We start from the raw sequence: 15,834 nt of genomic DNA, 5'->3' as shown, positions 1-15,834 counted from the left end.
ATAGAGATGGTACTGTATTGCTGTTATACAGCTGCAGGAGGTTTGGAATTGGCCTGTGAGATCGTTCCTTCAGATGGCTTAAAATCATTACCGAAGCGAATGAACAGCCAGACTCCTGCCAAAATCACGGCACCTGCGGTCATCTGAATGACAGTAAGCTGTTCGTGCAGCAGCACCCAGGCCAGAATGGAGGAGATGACAGGCTCACCAAGGACGGCCATGGAGACTGTAGTCGCATTAATATATTTCAGCAGCCAATTGAACAGATAATGTCCAAATAGTGTAGGGACGATCGCTAACAACAGGAACAAGCCCCATTCCCGCCAGGCATAACCCGTGAACGGAATGCTGTTGCTGACGTTATAGACAGCCAGGAAGCTGGCTGCAATGGCAAATACCCAGAAATTGTAGGTAAAGGCGCTGATATGATCCCGTAAATGCTTGCCCATGAGCATATGAATAGCCACAGCAATGGTGCCTAGCAGGGATAGCAGATCTCCAGTTAATGCAGTTCCGCTAGCGTGGAAATCACCAGCGCCAATAGCGATGGAGCCTAGGACTGCGAGGGACATGCCCAGCAGCATCATACGATTCGTGCGGGTTCGGAAGATCCAGTAGGACCCCAGCATAACGAGGATCGGCTCCAGAGTAAGAATGACGGTAGAGCTTGCCACGGTCGTTAGGCGCAAGGAGGCCATCCACAGCAGGAAGTGAAGCCCAAGCATAATGCCAGAGGCCCCAAGCCACAGCCACTGCTTGCGGGTAAGGCCGAACAGCTCTCGGCGGTATGTCCAGGCCAGAGGCAGCATGATCAGATTGGTTAGGTATAGTCGGTACATGGCCATAGCGGACACTTCTGCTTCAGACCATTTAATGAAAATGGACGAGAAGGAGATAGCGACAATTCCGATCATGTATAGCAGTCCCAGCGTCTGCCGGGATGGTTGATGAGTATTCATGCATTGACAGCTCCATTCGTAGATTAACGTAACCTCCTGTTCAAGCTGCCTGACAGCAGGATATCACAGGGGATTTACAGAAGTTCATTATAGCCGAGCCATCCAGAATGGTGAACTATATTTTACAGGAATAATTTGGGTGGGGGGCCTTGGCGTTTTCAGGGTAAAAGATGCTAAGGATGCTAACTCGCTTGGCTAAGGAACTTTTTCGGCTCAGACTCGTCTAATATGGTGGAGGTGTTGAAATGAAGAAAAAACATATGATCGTATATGCAGTTGTATTGGCTTCCCTAGTGCTTGTGCTGTCTGCCTGTGGTGGCCGACAACAGGCTGCGCCACCTGCTCCGCAGGAGCCAGCTCAGGAGCAGAATGAGCCTGTAACCCCTGAAGTACTGAGCGGCAACGGGGTGTACAGTGGACAGGCTGATCCACATACGGTAGAGATTGAAGTAAATGGGGAGCCCAAGGCTTTTCAATTCAGTGAGGATCTGGATGCGTCCATTGCTGAGCTGACCGAAGGACAGGCTGTCTCCTTTGAATATACAGAAGAGGCTGTTGAGGGAGACGACACCCTGAAGCAGCTTACCTTGACATCAATTCAAGTGGTAGAAGGTGAAGCAGGTAGCACCACAGGAGCGGGTGCTTCTTCAGAAGAGGGTACAGTCGTAACCGGTGATCGCCCGGCGACCAAGGATTTTACGTTGAAGCTGGAAGGTACGGATGAGATTCGCACGGCTGAGCTTGCCCAAGGTGAAGGCTACTCGCTGTACGTGTTCGATGCGATGTCGTTATTTCCGGATCAGCACCGCGTAGCGATGGCTATTGATGATGAGTATTACGCAGAGATTACGAAGTTGCCGACGGACTTCAGCCTGGATACGCTGGAGCAGGAAGGGAAGCAGGCCCTGTCCGAGGTAGGCACAGCAGAGAAGCTGAGCTCTTCTGACATTCCGTCCGCATTGGAGCATGCCAGTCTCATGCTGAAGGCTACCAGTAGCGATCACAAGCTGACGCGTCAATATATCGTCCTTGAGAACAATGGACAAGGCTTCGCTGTTGTCGTGAACATTCCACAAGGTGAGCCTTCCGAGGGCTTCCAGGGCCATATCTATACTTCGCTGAACACACTGGAATAGGATCGACATCGGGAATACGAATTCGATCAAGATATAGGGCTGCGTTATGATCTGAGTGGTAAGCAAGCGGCATGGAGCAGGCCATTCCAAATACGAGCTGAACGGTCACCTGAGTGGGTCCCGACTTCACGTTCACTGAAAGGTGTTCGTTGCGGGACCCTCTCTTTTATGCTATAAAGGAATATAGTGTATGACTAGCGATGAAGGAGCTGTTGAACCTAAATGTCTAACGAAATGAACACACAAGACGTCATTAATCTGATCAAGAACAGCAAGAAGAAAACCCCTGTGAAGGTATATGTAAAGGGTGAACTGGCAGGAGCAGATTTTGGCGATCATGTACAAGCCTTTATTTCCGGCGGCACAGGTGTCGTATTTGGCGATTGGGCGGATATCAAGGTTGTAATTGAGAGCACTAACGCTAAGGAAGAAGATTATGTGGTGGAGAATGACCGCCGCAACTCTGCTGTTCCTTTTCTTGATCTGAAAGGCATTAACGCACGGATCGAGCCGGGCGCAATCATCCGTGACATGGTTAGTATCGGCGACAATGCGGTCATCATGATGGGTGCAGTCATTAACATTGGTGTGGAAATCGGCGAAGGCACAATGGTTGACATGAATGCTGTGCTTGGAGGACGTGTTAAGGTCGGTAAAATGTGCCATGTGGGTGCAGGAGTTGTCCTTGCCGGGGTTATTGAACCACCATCCGCACAGCCAGTTGTACTGGAGGATGATGTTCTGGTTGGTGCCAATGCCGTTGTACTTGAGGGTGTAAGAATCGGACAAGGCTCCGTGGTAGCTGCTGGCGCAGTAGTTACTGAGGATGTTCCTCCGTTCTCCGTAGTAGCCGGAATGCCTGCCCGTATCATTAAGCAGGTCGATGACAAGACTAAATCCAAGACAGAGATTCTGCAGGAACTGCGTACCCTCTAATCCATGAGTGGCTATGCTCTTTCGAAATAGATAACGGACAAGGCTCGGCGGCTGCGCCGAGTCTTGTGTTCTGTTGGAGCGTAATCCAGACAGACCGTAATTCAGGTAAGACGTAATTTAGTAGGACGTAATTCAGTAAGATATAGTTCAGGCATGATGGAATTTACGAAAGGGGAGTGCAACGATGACCGCTGTAGATCTGCATACATATACTCGCATCCGGCGAGAGCTACATCAGATTCCGGAGGCAGGTTTTCAGGAATTCAAGACGCAGCAGTACCTGCTTGATTATATTTCCACGCTTCCGCAGGAGCATCTGGAGGTCAAGACATGGCGTACTGGCATACTGGTGCTGGTGCACGGTACAACGCCGCGACGTAGATTCGGATATCGAGCTGATATGGACGGTCTTCCCATTACAGAGGATACGGGGCTGGAGTTCAAGTCCCAGCATCCCGGATACATGCATGCCTGTGGCCATGATCTGCATATGACGATCGGACTTGGGATTCTGACGCACTTTGCCAAGCAGCGAATGACGGACGATCTGTTACTAATCTTCCAGCCAGCCGAAGAGGGTCCGGGGGGAGCGCTCCCTATGCTGGATAGCGAGGAGTTCAAAGCGTGGAAGCCAGACCAAATGGTAGGATTGCACATTGCACCAGAATATCCGGTGGGTACGATTGCGACTCGTCCTGGCATTCTCTTCGCAAATACGTCTGAGCTATTCATTGAATTGACTGGAACAGGTGGCCATGCGGCGTATCCTCATAAAGCTAATGACATGGTCGTGGCAGGCTGTCAGCTTGTTGGTCAGCTACAGACAATCGTATCCCGGAATATCAATCCTCTCGACGCAGCCGTCATAACCGTCGGCAAGGTGGAGGGGGGGACGAAGCAGAATATCATTGCGGAGACAGCACGCCTGGAGGGCACGATTCGTACCCTCTCCGCAGATACGATGAAGCTGATCAAATCCCGGATTGAAGCCCTGATTCATGGTGTAGAGACAGGCTTCGAATGCCGTGCAGATATCAATTATGGTTCTAATTATCTTCAGGTATGGAATGAAGCCTCACTCACAGGTGAGTTCATGCAGTGGCTGGATGAGCGATCTGGAGTGGAGCTGATCGAATGCACGGAGGCCATGACAGGTGAGGATTTCGGTTATTTCCTGGAACACATTCCAGGGTTCATGTTCTGGCTTGGTGTCGATACGCCTTATGGATTGCATCATGCCAAGCTGCAACCGGATGAGGGTGCCATTGCTGTAGCGATTGAGACGGTGACGAGCTACTTCACATGGAAGTCACAGCAGTAGCGTTCGAAAGAAAGCCATATCAGTGTATATGAAGGAAAGTAGTAGAGCTGGAAAGCCACAGTAGAAGAATATGAAAGATACAGCAGTACAAAGTAATACGGATTATTAACGGATTGGTGATCAGGGTAATCATCCAAGAGAGACGCACCAGCAAAAGAGAAGCATCAGGTGCAAGGCCGAGGATAGGAGGAGCTAACATGGAAGACCGTACAATTATTCGATTTGACCGGGTTACCAAAAGCTATGATCATGACCCGCCCGTGCTAGCAGATGTCAGCTTTACCATTGAGCGTGGAAAATTCTATACACTGCTGGGGCCATCCGGCTGTGGGAAGACGACTATTTTACGTATGATTGCAGGATTCGCAGAGCCGACAGAAGGCTCCATCTATTTGAACGGTAAGCTAGTCAACAAGGTACCTGCTAATGAGCGCCAGGTCAATACGGTGTTTCAGGACTATGCCTTGTTTCCGCATTTGAACGTATTTGAGAACGTGGCCTTCGGGCTTCGTATTCGCAAGCTGGGCAAGAAAGAGATTGAAGAGAAGGTAAAGCAGGCACTCAGCTTCGTGAATCTGGACGGCTACGAGCAGCGGAGTATTGACGAGATGTCTGGCGGGCAGCGCCAGCGTGTAGCCATAGCCCGAGCTATTGTTAATGAACCGGATGTGCTGCTGCTGGACGAGCCCCTGTCGGCTCTGGACCTGAAGCTGCGCACGGAAATGCAGTATATTTTGCGGGAGATGCAGCAGCGTCTGGGCATCACCTTCATCTTCGTTACACACGACCAGGAGGAAGCCTTGGCCATGTCCGATGAGATCTTCGTCATGAATCGGGGGAAGATCGAGCAGAGCGGTACGCCTAATGACATCTATGATGAGCCGATTAACCGCTTCGTGGCGGATTTCGTCGGGGAGTCCAACATTGTGCCAGCTCGCATGATTGCGGATTATCAGGTCGAATTCAATGGCCGTCAGTTCGAGTGTGTGGATGGTGGCTTGCGCCCGAATGAGGCGGTGGAGATTGTCATTCGCCCGGAGGACCTGGTCATTACAGGTGTGAACGAAGGAAAGCTGCGGGTAAAGGTCGATACCCAATTGTTCCGGGGCGTTCATTATGAGATCAGCTGCTATGATGATTCCGGACAGGAGTGGCTGGTGCATTCCACCAAGCGTGCGGACCCGGGCAGTGAGATTGGTCTGTACTTCGATCCTGAAGCCATTCATGTTATGAGATTCGGCGAGACGGAAGAGGAATTTGACCGTCGTCTGGAGGCCTACGAAGAGGTGCAGCATGTCCAGTAATACACGCACAGTCTACTTGCTGCCCTACTACCTCTGGATTGTGCTGTTCGTGATCGCGCCAGTGCTGCTGGTGCTCTATTATTCCTTTTTTGATGTGAATGGGGAATTTACGCTACAGAACTACGCGAATTTCCTAACGCCTGTCTATTTGCAAATGACATTGAGCTCATTTTGGTACGCTCTGCTGGTGACGGTATTTTCACTATTGATTGCCTATCCTGCGGCCTATCTGTTGACCCGTACCAAGCATAAGCAGTTGTGGCTATTGCTCATTATTTTGCCGACCTGGATCAATCTGCTGTTGAAGACCTACGCCTTCATTGGCATCTTCGGCACCTACGGACCGATCAACGCTTTGTTCGAGGTGGCCGGACTGGGTCAGCAGCAGATTCTGTTCACGAGCTTCAGCTTCGTCTTCGTCTCCGTCTATATCTTCATCCCGTTCATGATTCTACCGATCTATAATGCCTTGGAGGGACTGAAGCCTTCCTTGCTGGATGCGGCTCGTGATCTGGGTGCTTCGCAGTGGACGACCTTCCGTCGGGTGATCTTCCCGCTCACGCTGGCCGGTGTTCGCTCGGGATGTATGGCGGTCTTCATACCTGCATTGTCACTATTTATGATTACGAGACTGATCGCCGGCAACCGGGTGATTACGTTGGGTACGGCAATTGAGCAGCATTTCCTTGTCACACAGGACTGGGGCATGGGCTCTACGGTCGCAGTCTTCCTGATCGTAGCGATGATTGTACTCATGCTGCTGTTTGGCAGCGGACGGGAGGTGCGAGGTGGGCGGTAAATTCAAGCTTGCTAACATCTATCTCTTCCTGACCTTTGTCGTGCTGTATGCACCCATTCTGTATCTGATGTATTACTCCTTTAATAGCGGAGGAACGATGCACGGCTTCGAGGGCTTCACGCTGGAGTGGTATAGTGAAGTGTTTCAGGATACGAGATTGATGATTATTGTCATTAATACCCTTGTGATTGCGTTGTTCTCGGCAGCCATTGCTACGATTATCGGCATTATGGGGGCACTGGCAATCGACCGGATGCAGCGGCGACGGGTGAAAAATGCGTTGTTGTCACTGAACAATGTCCTGATTGTAAGCCCTGATGTCATTATCGGCGCTTCCTTCCTGATCCTGTTCACGATGATCGGCATCAAGCTGGGCTTTGTCTCCGTGCTGCTGTCACACATCGCATTCAGTATTCCGATTACGGTGCTCATGATTCTGCCACGCTTGCAGGAAATGAGTCCGACACTGATTGATGCGGCCCGCGATCTGGGTGCTACGCGTCGTGACGTGCTTACGAAAGTAATCTTGCCTTTCATCAAGCCTGGGATCTTTACGGGTTTCTTCATGGCCCTCACCTACTCGCTGGATGATTTTGCAGTGACCTTCTTCGTCACGGGTAGCGGCTACTCCACCTTGTCTGTCGAGATCTACTCGCGGGCGCGGCAGGGCGTAGCCTTGTCCATTAACGCTTTGTCTACGCTGATCTTCCTGTTCACGGTCTTGTTGGTTGTCGGCTACTACTTCATTACTCGCAGAACCCAGCAAGCAAGAGATAAAGCTAGACGCGAGCAGGAGCCTGCGGCGGAAATGGGGGTTCCTAGATGAAGTCACTTGTACGTGTATTCGTAGCTGTATTTGCAGCATCCTTTATTCTTATGGGCGTAGCTGCGTGGCTGAACTCGAATCAGGGCTACACAAGCGCCAATACCCTTACGATCTACAACTGGGGTGACTATATCGACCCCGAACTGCTGGATCGTTTTCAGGAGGAGACAGGTATCACGGTCATCTATCAGACGTTCGACTCCAATGAAGCGATGCTGACGAAGATTGAGCAGGGAGGGACATCCTTTGATGTGGCGATCCCTTCGGAATATGCGATCTCCAAGATGAAGGAAGAGAACCTGCTCATCCCTCTGGATCATAGCCAGCTTCCTAACCTGAAGCATATTGATCCGCGGTTTCTGGACCTGTCCTTTGATCTTGGCAACCAACACTCCATACCGTACTTCTGGGGCACCGTTGGTATTGTCTTCAATCCTGAGCTGACGGAGGGCATCGAGTTCAATAGCTGGGACGATCTGTGGGACCCACGACTACGTAATAACATCCTACTGGCAGACGGCGCCCGTGAAGTCATGGGAATGGGACTGAACAGTCTGAATTACTCGCTGAATGATACGGAAGAGGCGCATTTGCAGGAGGCGTTGACCAAGCTGAAGCAGCTTGCTCCCAACGTCAAGGCTGTCGTAGGGGATGAGATCAAGATGCTGCTGGCTAATGAAGAGGCAGCTGTCGGTCTCGTCTGGTCAGGGGATGCCTCTGAGATCATGGATCAGAATGAGAAGCTGGACTATGTGGTGCCGGAGGAGGGTTCGAATCTCTGGTTCGACAATATGGTCATCCCAAAGACGGCCACCCATGTGGAGGCAGCACATCAGTTCATCAACTTCATGCTTGACCCCGAGGTGGCGGCTCAGAATGCGGAATACGTAGGTTATTCTACGCCGAACGTGGATGCATTGGCGCTGCTGCCGGAGGATATTTCTGGGGATACACGCTTCTATCCGGAGCCGGAGCTGACTTCAGAGCTGGAGGTCTATGCAAATCTGGGCAAGAGCATGCTGGCGCATTACAACGAGCTATTCCTGCAATTCAAGATGAGCTTGAAGTAGCTAGACTGCGGACCCATCAAGTGTGAATGTAGAGGACACTTAGAAGGCGTGTAGCAGCATATGCAGGCTCGAAGGTATTCGGAAGCATTTCTCATATTCAGACATTAAAGGACTCTGCACCACTGAAAGTGGAGACAGAGTCCTTTTAAGAGTGTTCGGAGGAGTATCAGGTAATGCTCCAAAGAATAGAATAGGGCAATCAATCTTTCGATTATTATTTTATTGCAATGCTTTATTGATTGGTGGTGTGTAAAAAATGAAATTGTGTGTGATTCTCATTTTTGGACTTATTCTAGCTTCATGTGGAATAGTCAATAATGATCTATTGATTAGTGGAGAGCTAGCAAATCATAACTACTCAAAGGAATCCAATGATACAGAATTTAAGAAAGAGGACAAGAATGCAAGCGGAAATATCTTAAATCTCAAAAAGGAAAAGTATACGTATAACAATATAGAGAGTTTTTATCCTGTGCTTGTTAATTTAGAAGATTCAGAAAAACAGAGTAGAATAAATACACTATTAAAAAATGACGTTTTGAAAGCCCTGAATAGTTATGTTAATGACAATCCAGACATGGATATTAAACTGGATTATATTACACAGCTCAGTGGGAAAGATCTGTTGAGTATTCAGTATCTAGGCACTGGTTATACTAAATCGGGTGTTTACCCTCTTAATATTTCTTTTACAACTAATATTGATTTGAACAGCGAGAAGCGGATTATAATCACAGATTTAGTTAAATTAAATGATAATTTTGTTGAGATTCTAAGAAAATCAAAATATATATCATATGATCCGGAATTAAATGTTGAATCGCAAGCTAGGGATTATATTAATAGTTTTTCTGACTCTGAGTTACTTTATTACTTGGATCATTCTGACACTTTCGGTGAGCAGAACGAGTTAGGGATATACACATATATCACGAATGATTCATTGGGCGTTTCCTTTGGAGTTCCCCATGCAATCGGTGACCATGCTGAGTTCGAGATTAATTTTAATGAAATAAAAGCTGATGCTTTTGTCAAAAAAGAGTGGATAGAAAAATTATCTCAATAAGTATATAAGTTTTATTCGACCGCCATTGCAGAAGCAAAGACTCTTAGTATCATTTTAGTACAAGAATTCTTTGAATAAGATTCAAAACGCAAATTGGAAAAACAAGCAGAGCAGAGGGCTTACGAAAATTTTTGGGCAAACACAGAAAGCTATAGAAAGGAAGAGCCAGAAGAATTTCTGGAATCCTGATTATTCGCCTGAGTTCTTGGAAGTGAAAATCCAATCTGTTTCCATTAAATATTCAAATTACCCGGATTTCAACTATAATCATGTAGTTGTCGATATTCCGATAAGGTACCGTGGCGAAAATATAGGACTACATAGAGTTTTGTTTAGTTTTGATGGGGAAATAGCTGATGACTTTTATTTTTTTGACTAAGAAGCAAGCGGGCTATAAATAAGGGAGGGTACATGAAAGATAAATTATATAAGTATTTTGCATTATTTGATTTTGCTGATGATGGAATAAACGTCACTTTTCCAGATTTACCAGGATGTATAACATGTGGGTATACAAAAGATGAAGCAATTGAAATGGCGAAAGAAGCACTTATGCTCTATTTAGAGGATATGATTGAAGAAAACATCCCACGAGCAACCCAAGTGAATTACTCAATGCTAAAACCTTCGGAACAAGTGTTGTTAATAGAAGTCCAGTTGTAAGAACTAAAAGAAACCTTGAAAGGCACTTCTGAAGTGCACCCCTTAGAATAGACATTGGAAAAACCCCTTGGTTTAACCGATGAATTTCTAGGGGGTGCATTTTTAATGGCTATTAAAGGTCAAAAGTTTAAGACGTATTCCGAGGAACTCAAGGTGGAGGCAATTCGCCTGCACGTAGAGGAAAAGTGGACGTATCGGCAGATCAACGATCATTTCGGAATCCAAGATCAGGGTCGGATGAAGCGTTGGATGCGAAAATACCGTGAGAAAGGTGAGTTTGGTCTATTGGATCAACGAGGAAGGCGGAAAGAATATTTAGATCAGGAGCGATATGTTCAGCAGTTGAAACGGGAGAATACGATGCTAAAAAAGTGTTTGGAAATCTGGATGCGGGAGGGAAAGAACAGCGCTTCAAGCTCATTGAGCAAGCAGCGGACATCGGCCAAGTAGCTGAATACTGCCAACTCCTTGGCGTCTCTAGAAGTGGTTACTACGCATATTTGAAGCGGAAGAACAACGACCCAGACGCCGGTGCTAAACGACTCATCCGCACGGTGTATAAACGCTACGAAGGAAGGTATGGCTACCGGCAGATCCAGCTGTTCTTGTGGCAGGATGAAGGTGTATGGATGAATCACAAAAAGGTGCTGCGCCTTATGCAAAAGCTCGGTCTTCAAGCCAGCATTCGCCGGAAACGTCGATTTAATATGACATACCAGGCTGCCGAGCGTGTAGCTGATAATCTGCTTAAGCGAAATTTCACAGCCGAAAAACCAAGCCAGAAATGGGTGACGGATGTGACTCAATACCGGGTAGGCGAACGCTGGTTGTATCTCTCAGCAGTCAAAGACCTATTCAATAACGAGATTGTGGCCTACCAACTTAGCGAACGTAACGACAATGAGCTGGTCCTCCAGACCTTTGCCAAGGCATTTGCAAAGCAAAAAGACGTGACCGGATTGGTCGTTCACAGCGACCAAGGGTTCCAGTACACGTCTCATGCTTACCACGACATGCTGCCAAAGGTTGGCGCCCAAATCAGCATGTCTCGCCGGGGCAATTGCCTAGACAACGCCTCCATGGAGAGTTTCTTCTCGCATCTCAAAACGGAAGGACTCTATCCCTATGATATACGAAATCTGGCAGAGGCACAAAGACGAATTGAGAAATACATACGTTTTTACAACCGAAGACGACCACAGCGTAAATTAAACAAACTGACGCCGGTAGAGTACCGACGCCAGTTTCTAGCTTAGGTGTTTTTTCAATGTCCACTAAATGGGGTCTTGACCACTTCTCCTTTCAAGGTTTCTTTTTAGCTGGATGCAACGCACCTCTTATGATTCTCTACAGTCCCAACCTTTATACAACCCTACAATCGCTGCAGAAAGCTCTCCAGTCGATCCAGACCTTGCTCCAGTACGGATTGTGCACAGGCGTAGGAAAGCCGAATATAGCCTTCTCCGTAGACAGAGAACGCACTTCCAGGAACGACGGCCACCTGCTGCTCCTCCAGCAAGCGAAGAGCGAAGTCCATGGATTCCATGTTCAGGTGTCGAATGGATGGGAATAGATAGAAGGCTCCTTCCGGCTTTGAGAGCGGCAGTCCCATCGCAGTTAAGCGTGCATGCACGTAGTCGCGTCTGCTCCGATATTCCTCTTTCATCGGAAGAGCGTCGTCCACTCCAGCGGTAAGGGCTGCAATCGCTGCATATTGGCTGATCGAGCTGGCGCAGGTCACATTGTATTGATGGACCTTCAGCATATGCTGCGTAATCGCAGCTGGAGCCAGCGTGAAGCCTATGCGCCACCCGGTCATGGAATGGGATTTGGACAGCCCGTTGATAACGATGGTGCGCTCACGCATGCCTTCGAGCGTAGCAATGGAGACGTGCGGCATATCGTAGACCAGTTCGCTGTAGATCTCATCGGAAATAATGAACAGGTCCCTTCCCGACAGGAGATGAGCAATGTCCTGCAGTTCTTCCTGCGTCATGACACGTCCGGTCGGGTTAGAAGGATAGCCCAGCACGACGGCTTTAGTACGCTCACTCAGATGAGGCTGAATCAGCTCTGCAGTGAGCTTGAATTCACTGTCCCGGGTATCCACCAGAACCGGAATGCCACCGCTTAGTCGAATTAAAGGCTCATATCCGGGATAAATCGGACCTGGCAGGATGACTTCATCACCTGGTGACAAAATCGTACGTAGCGTAATGTCCAGTGCCTGGCTGGCGCCGTTCGTAATGATGACCTCATCGTTAGAATTATAATGCTGAGCGTATCGTGCTCCTACAAAAGCTGCCGCTGCCTCTCTCAGCTCAGGCAGTCCGGCATTGGGGGTGTAGACGGTCTTGCCGGCATTCATCGCCTGCTGAGCAGCCTCTACGATATGCGAAGGCGTGGGGAAGTCCGGCTGTCCAATCGTCAGGGATATGACCCCTGGAATGCTGGCAGCCTTGTTGGCGATTTTACGAATTCCACTAATTTGAATATCCTTGACGCTGCTGTTCAGTAAGTGTTCCATCCGTCTGACCTTCCTATCCTACAATAGTCTCGCTATACAAATGCAAGCCGTGATCCCGACTCGGGATGCTAATTGGTTACAGTGTACCATAGCACCGTACTGAATGGTCATGAAATATGGATCTGGCTGGTACCTTGACCGAATTTGATTTCAGAATTGAATGGTCTGTGGTCGACAGGGCTCCCCGCTTGCAGCGGCTCTACACTCACTCATATTTGATCTGGTCAAGGTATTAGGAAAGTGGTGAACATTAGTGAATAACATATCTTTACCAAAGTGCCTTATTTCATGGCGGGACTGACTGAGACCCACTTCAAGACCGCTGCTCGGAATATACTAACATATACACTTCTTGTATATGCCTTCATTACATGACACATATACACTTCTTACGCGTGAACACTTGTTGCTTGAATTGCCCCGATGCTCATAGGGGTTCGCTTAGATGGGCATCATCGTCAATGGGTATACTCGTCCATTAGAGTGTTACAAGGGATAGGAAGACCCTAAGTTGGGGAGACTGTGCGCAGATCTATTATGACGGAGTAGCCTAATGGAACACCAAATGAAAATCCAGGGATGGATCACTAACCTTGCTATACCCTGTAAAACCCAACATCTTCATATTCCGACTGGCATAACCTGTAACTCGGTCGTATAATGGGTACTGGCCCCGAGTATTGTTGATTTGGCTCGAATGGCCAGGTTCGGAAGTAATCCACAGCGGAGGAATGAAGGACAATGAGGCTTGAACATGATTTTTTGGGTACAAAAGAAGTTCCGCCCGATGCCTACTACGGCATTCAGACGATGCGGGCAGCAGAGAATTTCCCGATTACAGGACAGCGTCTGCATCCTGAGCTGATTAAAGCTATGGCTATGGTCAAAAAAGCAGCGGCAACAGTCAACACGGAGTTAACTCGTCTGCATCATACCAAGGCAGAAGCGATTATTAAGGCTGCTGAGGAGATTCTCGCTGGGCAGTGGCATGATCATTTCATTGTAGATCCAATTCAGGGCGGCGCTGGCACGTCCATTAACATGAATACGAACGAGGTCATCGCTAACCGAGGGCTGGAGCTGATGGGCTTCACCAAGGGCGATTACCAGCAACTGAGTCCTAATAACCATGTCAACATGGCGCAATCTACGAATGACTCCTTCCCGACGGCCGTGCATCTGGCTGTCCTGACTATGGTGGATAAGCTATTGGGGACGATGAGCGAGCTGCGCAATGCATTCGAGAAAAAGGCGGAGGAGTTCGACGGTGTCATCAAAATGGGTCGCACACATCTGCAGGATGCTGTGCCGATTCGATTGGGACAGGAATTCCAGGCGTATGCACGCGTGTTGGGGCGTGATATCAAGCGTCTAGCGGCTACCAGAGAGCATCTCCTGAGCATTAATATGGGAGCGACTGCCGTTGGTACCGGACTGAATGCAGACCGGCGTTATATTCAGCGTGTAGCAGAGGTGCTTGCTGACCTGTCTGGCTATCCGCTGCACGCAGATGATCATCTTGTAGATGCTACTCAGAACACGGATGCCTATACCGAGGTATCCGCCGCATTGAAGATCTGCATGATGAATATGTCCAAGGTCGCCAATGATATTCGCTTGATGGCCTCAGGGCCGCGGGCGGGCTTTGGAGAATTGATCCTGCCAGCTCGTCAGCCTGGCTCCTCGATTATGCCGGGCAAAGTCAACCCGGTCATGTGCGAGGTAATTAATCAGATTGCGTTCCAGGTTATCGGCAACGATAATACAATTTGTCTGGCTTCGGAGGCAGGTCAGCTAGAGCTGAATGTCATGGAGCCGGTGCTCGTCTACAACCTGCTGCAATCGCTGGAGATTATGAATCAGGGCTTCATGGTCTTCCGGGTACATTGTATTGAAGGCATTCAGGCGAATGTGGAGCGCTGCAAATCCTATGTCGATAACAGCGTGGGCATCATTACAGCGCTGAATCCACATTTGGGCTATGAGGTCGTCTCGCGTATTGCTCGTGAAGCGATTCAGACAGGCAAATCCGTACGGGAGCTCTGCCTTCTGTATAATGTCTTGACTGAAGAAGAGCTAGATCTCATTCTGGACCCTTATCAGATGACGCAGCCAGGTATTGCTGGTGAGGCACTGCTGGAGCGAGAATAAGCTCATTCCGGACGTTCCCTGTGTAAATGGTGGCTTTACGCTTCCTTTACCTGGGAACGTTTTTCATTGTAGCTGATTGATTTATTTGTCTTTTTATGTTCATATGTTTTTTATCCTCATATGATTTTCTATCTTCAGAAGAAAGGAACGAAAGATGGACATATTGTATACGCCTGTAGGCTTGGCTGCCCTTATTGGGCTACTCATCCTGGCAGGCTTGCTGATCCGGTGGGTCATACATAGGAGAGCACGCGTACTACGAGAGCTGAACCCGCGCAAAATCACCATGAAGGATATTGATCGTATGGAGGATGGCTCGGAATTCGAAGCTTATCTGCATCGTTTGCTGACAGAGCTTGGTTATGATGAGGTATTCAAGACAACTGGCAGCCGTGACTTCGGAGCAGATCTCGTGTTCACAGATCGCCACGGGCTAAGAAATGTAGTGCAGGCCAAGCGGTATGGCAAGCAGAGTCCAGTAGGTCTGAGTGCTGTTCAGGAAATTTTTACGTCTATTAACTATTATCATGCCCAGCGCTCCATTGTGATCACCACTGGACGATACACGGATTCCTGCAAGACTTTGGCTGGTGTGAATAGAGTAACCCTGCTCCATCGTGAGGATCTGGAGGACATGATCTTATTGTTCAAGCAGCGTCGCTACGACGAAGCTATGGATATTCTGGAACGTGAGCCAGAGCTCGGTGAGGGTGGCTGGAATGAAAGCAAGCTACGCAGAAAGAGTAGTAAGCAGGGGTAGACGTACTTTTTCAGCAAAGATTTATTTAGCATTCATTTTTATTTAAGCTTCCTCGCCTATAGTAATTATTAATAACCCCCTAATTGATATACACTTGGCCCTGCTGAACTTCAGCAGGGTATTTTTTTTGGATAGGCGCCAGTGTATTTCTCTTCTTGGCGACTGCGAGCTGCTGTCTGTAGCTTACTCTTATAGAACGAATATTAAGGAATTGAATACTCTGCAGCTAGACGGAGCGTAGCCTTTTTAGCGGGCTCGGCGTTTTTATGAGGGACACAGCCGGGTATATATGATAATCTAAGAGATACTATATATA

Annotated in this window: 16 protein-coding genes; 14 read left to right on the top strand and 2 right to left on the bottom strand. The window is 48.4% G+C overall.

Going from position 1 to position 15,834, the window contains the following annotated elements; genetic code table 11:
- Positions 1–23: 23 nt before the first annotated feature.
- On the bottom strand, positions 24–959 hold the full coding sequence (locus MKX74_RS18945) for a DMT family transporter (RefSeq protein ID WP_341179429.1): 936 nt from the start codon (positions 957–959) through the stop codon (positions 24–26).
- Positions 960–1,204: 245 nt separating this feature from the next.
- Here MKX74_RS18945 and MKX74_RS18940 point away from each other — a divergent pair, with 245 nt between their 5' ends.
- From MKX74_RS18940 to MKX74_RS18885, 12 genes are all read left to right on the top strand, one after another.
- Positions 1,205–2,095, top strand: a complete 891-nt coding sequence (locus tag MKX74_RS18940) for a hypothetical protein (protein ID WP_028591322.1) — start codon at positions 1,205–1,207, stop codon at positions 2,093–2,095.
- Positions 2,096–2,317: 222 nt separating this feature from the next.
- Positions 2,318–3,031 (top strand): 2,3,4,5-tetrahydropyridine-2,6-dicarboxylate N-acetyltransferase, encoded by a 714-nt coding sequence (dapD, locus tag MKX74_RS18935; protein ID WP_341179428.1) that lies wholly within the window; start codon positions 2,318–2,320, stop codon positions 3,029–3,031.
- 184 nt (positions 3,032–3,215) lie between these two features.
- Positions 3,216–4,352, top strand: coding sequence for an N-acetyldiaminopimelate deacetylase (locus tag MKX74_RS18930; RefSeq protein ID WP_341179427.1), 1,137 nt, complete (start codon positions 3,216–3,218; stop codon positions 4,350–4,352).
- A gap of 197 nt (positions 4,353–4,549) precedes the next feature.
- Positions 4,550–5,656, top strand: coding sequence for an ABC transporter ATP-binding protein (locus MKX74_RS18925; RefSeq protein WP_018884810.1), 1,107 nt, complete (start codon positions 4,550–4,552; stop codon positions 5,654–5,656).
- Positions 5,646–6,455: an ABC transporter permease gene (locus MKX74_RS18920; RefSeq protein WP_018884809.1), complete on the top strand. Its 810-nt coding sequence runs from the start codon at positions 5,646–5,648 to the stop codon at positions 6,453–6,455. The genes MKX74_RS18925 and MKX74_RS18920 overlap by 11 nt, the downstream gene beginning before the upstream one ends.
- A complete protein-coding gene (locus MKX74_RS18915; RefSeq protein ID WP_341179426.1) occupies positions 6,445–7,281 on the top strand; it encodes an ABC transporter permease in 837 nt (278 codons plus the stop codon). Before MKX74_RS18920 ends, MKX74_RS18915 begins: the two co-directional genes overlap by 11 nt.
- The gene (locus tag MKX74_RS18910; protein ID WP_341179425.1) at positions 7,278–8,351 is read left to right on the top strand and encodes an ABC transporter substrate-binding protein; all 1,074 of its coding nucleotides are present in this window, start codon (positions 7,278–7,280) and stop codon (positions 8,349–8,351) included. The genes MKX74_RS18915 and MKX74_RS18910 overlap by 4 nt, the downstream gene beginning before the upstream one ends.
- Before the next feature lie 256 nt (positions 8,352–8,607).
- Positions 8,608–9,417 carry a hypothetical protein gene (locus MKX74_RS18905; RefSeq protein ID WP_341179424.1) on the top strand — a complete coding sequence of 270 codons (810 nt, stop codon included), beginning with the start codon at positions 8,608–8,610 and terminating at the stop codon, positions 9,415–9,417.
- 70 nt (positions 9,418–9,487) lie between these two features.
- Complete coding sequence (locus MKX74_RS18900; RefSeq protein ID WP_341179423.1) at positions 9,488–9,796, top strand: hypothetical protein; 309 nt, start codon at positions 9,488–9,490, stop codon at positions 9,794–9,796.
- Between the two features lie 32 nt (positions 9,797–9,828).
- A complete protein-coding gene (locus tag MKX74_RS18895) occupies positions 9,829–10,080 on the top strand; it encodes a type II toxin-antitoxin system HicB family antitoxin (RefSeq protein ID WP_341179422.1) in 252 nt (83 codons plus the stop codon).
- Between the two features lie 105 nt (positions 10,081–10,185).
- On the top strand, positions 10,186–10,530 hold the full coding sequence (locus MKX74_RS18890) for a helix-turn-helix domain-containing protein (protein WP_028592002.1): 345 nt from the start codon (positions 10,186–10,188) through the stop codon (positions 10,528–10,530).
- A complete protein-coding gene (locus MKX74_RS18885; RefSeq protein WP_169445793.1) occupies positions 10,452–11,336 on the top strand; it encodes an IS3 family transposase in 885 nt (294 codons plus the stop codon). Before MKX74_RS18890 ends, MKX74_RS18885 begins: the two co-directional genes overlap by 79 nt.
- A gap of 116 nt (positions 11,337–11,452) precedes the next feature.
- On the opposite strand, the gene MKX74_RS18880 is transcribed toward MKX74_RS18885, so the two are convergent.
- On the bottom strand, positions 11,453–12,607 hold the full coding sequence (locus MKX74_RS18880) for an aminotransferase A (protein ID WP_341179421.1): 1,155 nt from the start codon (positions 12,605–12,607) through the stop codon (positions 11,453–11,455).
- 741 nt (positions 12,608–13,348) lie between these two features.
- On the opposite strand from MKX74_RS18880, the gene aspA reads away from it, so the two are divergent.
- Entirely contained in the window at positions 13,349–14,758 is a 1,410-nt protein-coding gene (aspA, locus tag MKX74_RS18875; RefSeq protein ID WP_028591331.1) for an aspartate ammonia-lyase, read from the top strand.
- Between the two features lie 154 nt (positions 14,759–14,912).
- Entirely contained in the window at positions 14,913–15,518 is a 606-nt protein-coding gene (locus tag MKX74_RS18870; RefSeq protein WP_341179420.1) for a restriction endonuclease, read from the top strand.
- Positions 15,519–15,834 lie beyond the last annotated feature (316 nt).

Source organism: Paenibacillus sp. FSL K6-1230 (assembly GCF_038002385.1).
Lineage (GTDB): Bacteria > Bacillota > Bacilli > Paenibacillales > Paenibacillaceae > Paenibacillus > Paenibacillus massiliensis.
The sequence above is the reverse complement of the archived record's forward strand: the minus strand, read 5'-3'. Positions and strand labels throughout refer to the sequence as shown.

Excerpts from the sequence above, each read along its gene's own strand:
- MKX74_RS18945 (WP_341179429.1), bottom strand. The coding sequence starts at position 959 with ATGAATACTCATCAACCATCCCGGCAGACGCTGGGACTGCTATACATG.
- MKX74_RS18940 (WP_028591322.1), top strand. The coding sequence starts at position 1,205 with ATGAAGAAAAAACATATGATCGTATATGCAGTTGTATTGGCTTCCCTA.
- dapD (WP_341179428.1), top strand. The coding sequence starts at position 2,318 with ATGTCTAACGAAATGAACACACAAGACGTCATTAATCTGATCAAGAAC.
- MKX74_RS18930 (WP_341179427.1), top strand. The coding sequence starts at position 3,216 with ATGACCGCTGTAGATCTGCATACATATACTCGCATCCGGCGAGAGCTA.
- MKX74_RS18925 (WP_018884810.1), top strand. The coding sequence starts at position 4,550 with ATGGAAGACCGTACAATTATTCGATTTGACCGGGTTACCAAAAGCTAT.
- MKX74_RS18920 (WP_018884809.1), top strand. The coding sequence starts at position 5,646 with ATGTCCAGTAATACACGCACAGTCTACTTGCTGCCCTACTACCTCTGG.
- MKX74_RS18910 (WP_341179425.1), top strand. The coding sequence starts at position 7,278 with ATGAAGTCACTTGTACGTGTATTCGTAGCTGTATTTGCAGCATCCTTT.
- MKX74_RS18905 (WP_341179424.1), top strand. The coding sequence starts at position 8,608 with ATGAAATTGTGTGTGATTCTCATTTTTGGACTTATTCTAGCTTCATGT.
- MKX74_RS18895 (WP_341179422.1), top strand. The coding sequence starts at position 9,829 with ATGAAAGATAAATTATATAAGTATTTTGCATTATTTGATTTTGCTGAT.
- MKX74_RS18890 (WP_028592002.1), top strand. The coding sequence starts at position 10,186 with ATGGCTATTAAAGGTCAAAAGTTTAAGACGTATTCCGAGGAACTCAAG.
- MKX74_RS18880 (WP_341179421.1), bottom strand. The coding sequence starts at position 12,607 with ATGGAACACTTACTGAACAGCAGCGTCAAGGATATTCAAATTAGTGGA.
- aspA (WP_028591331.1), top strand. The coding sequence starts at position 13,349 with ATGAGGCTTGAACATGATTTTTTGGGTACAAAAGAAGTTCCGCCCGAT.
- MKX74_RS18870 (WP_341179420.1), top strand. The coding sequence starts at position 14,913 with ATGGACATATTGTATACGCCTGTAGGCTTGGCTGCCCTTATTGGGCTA.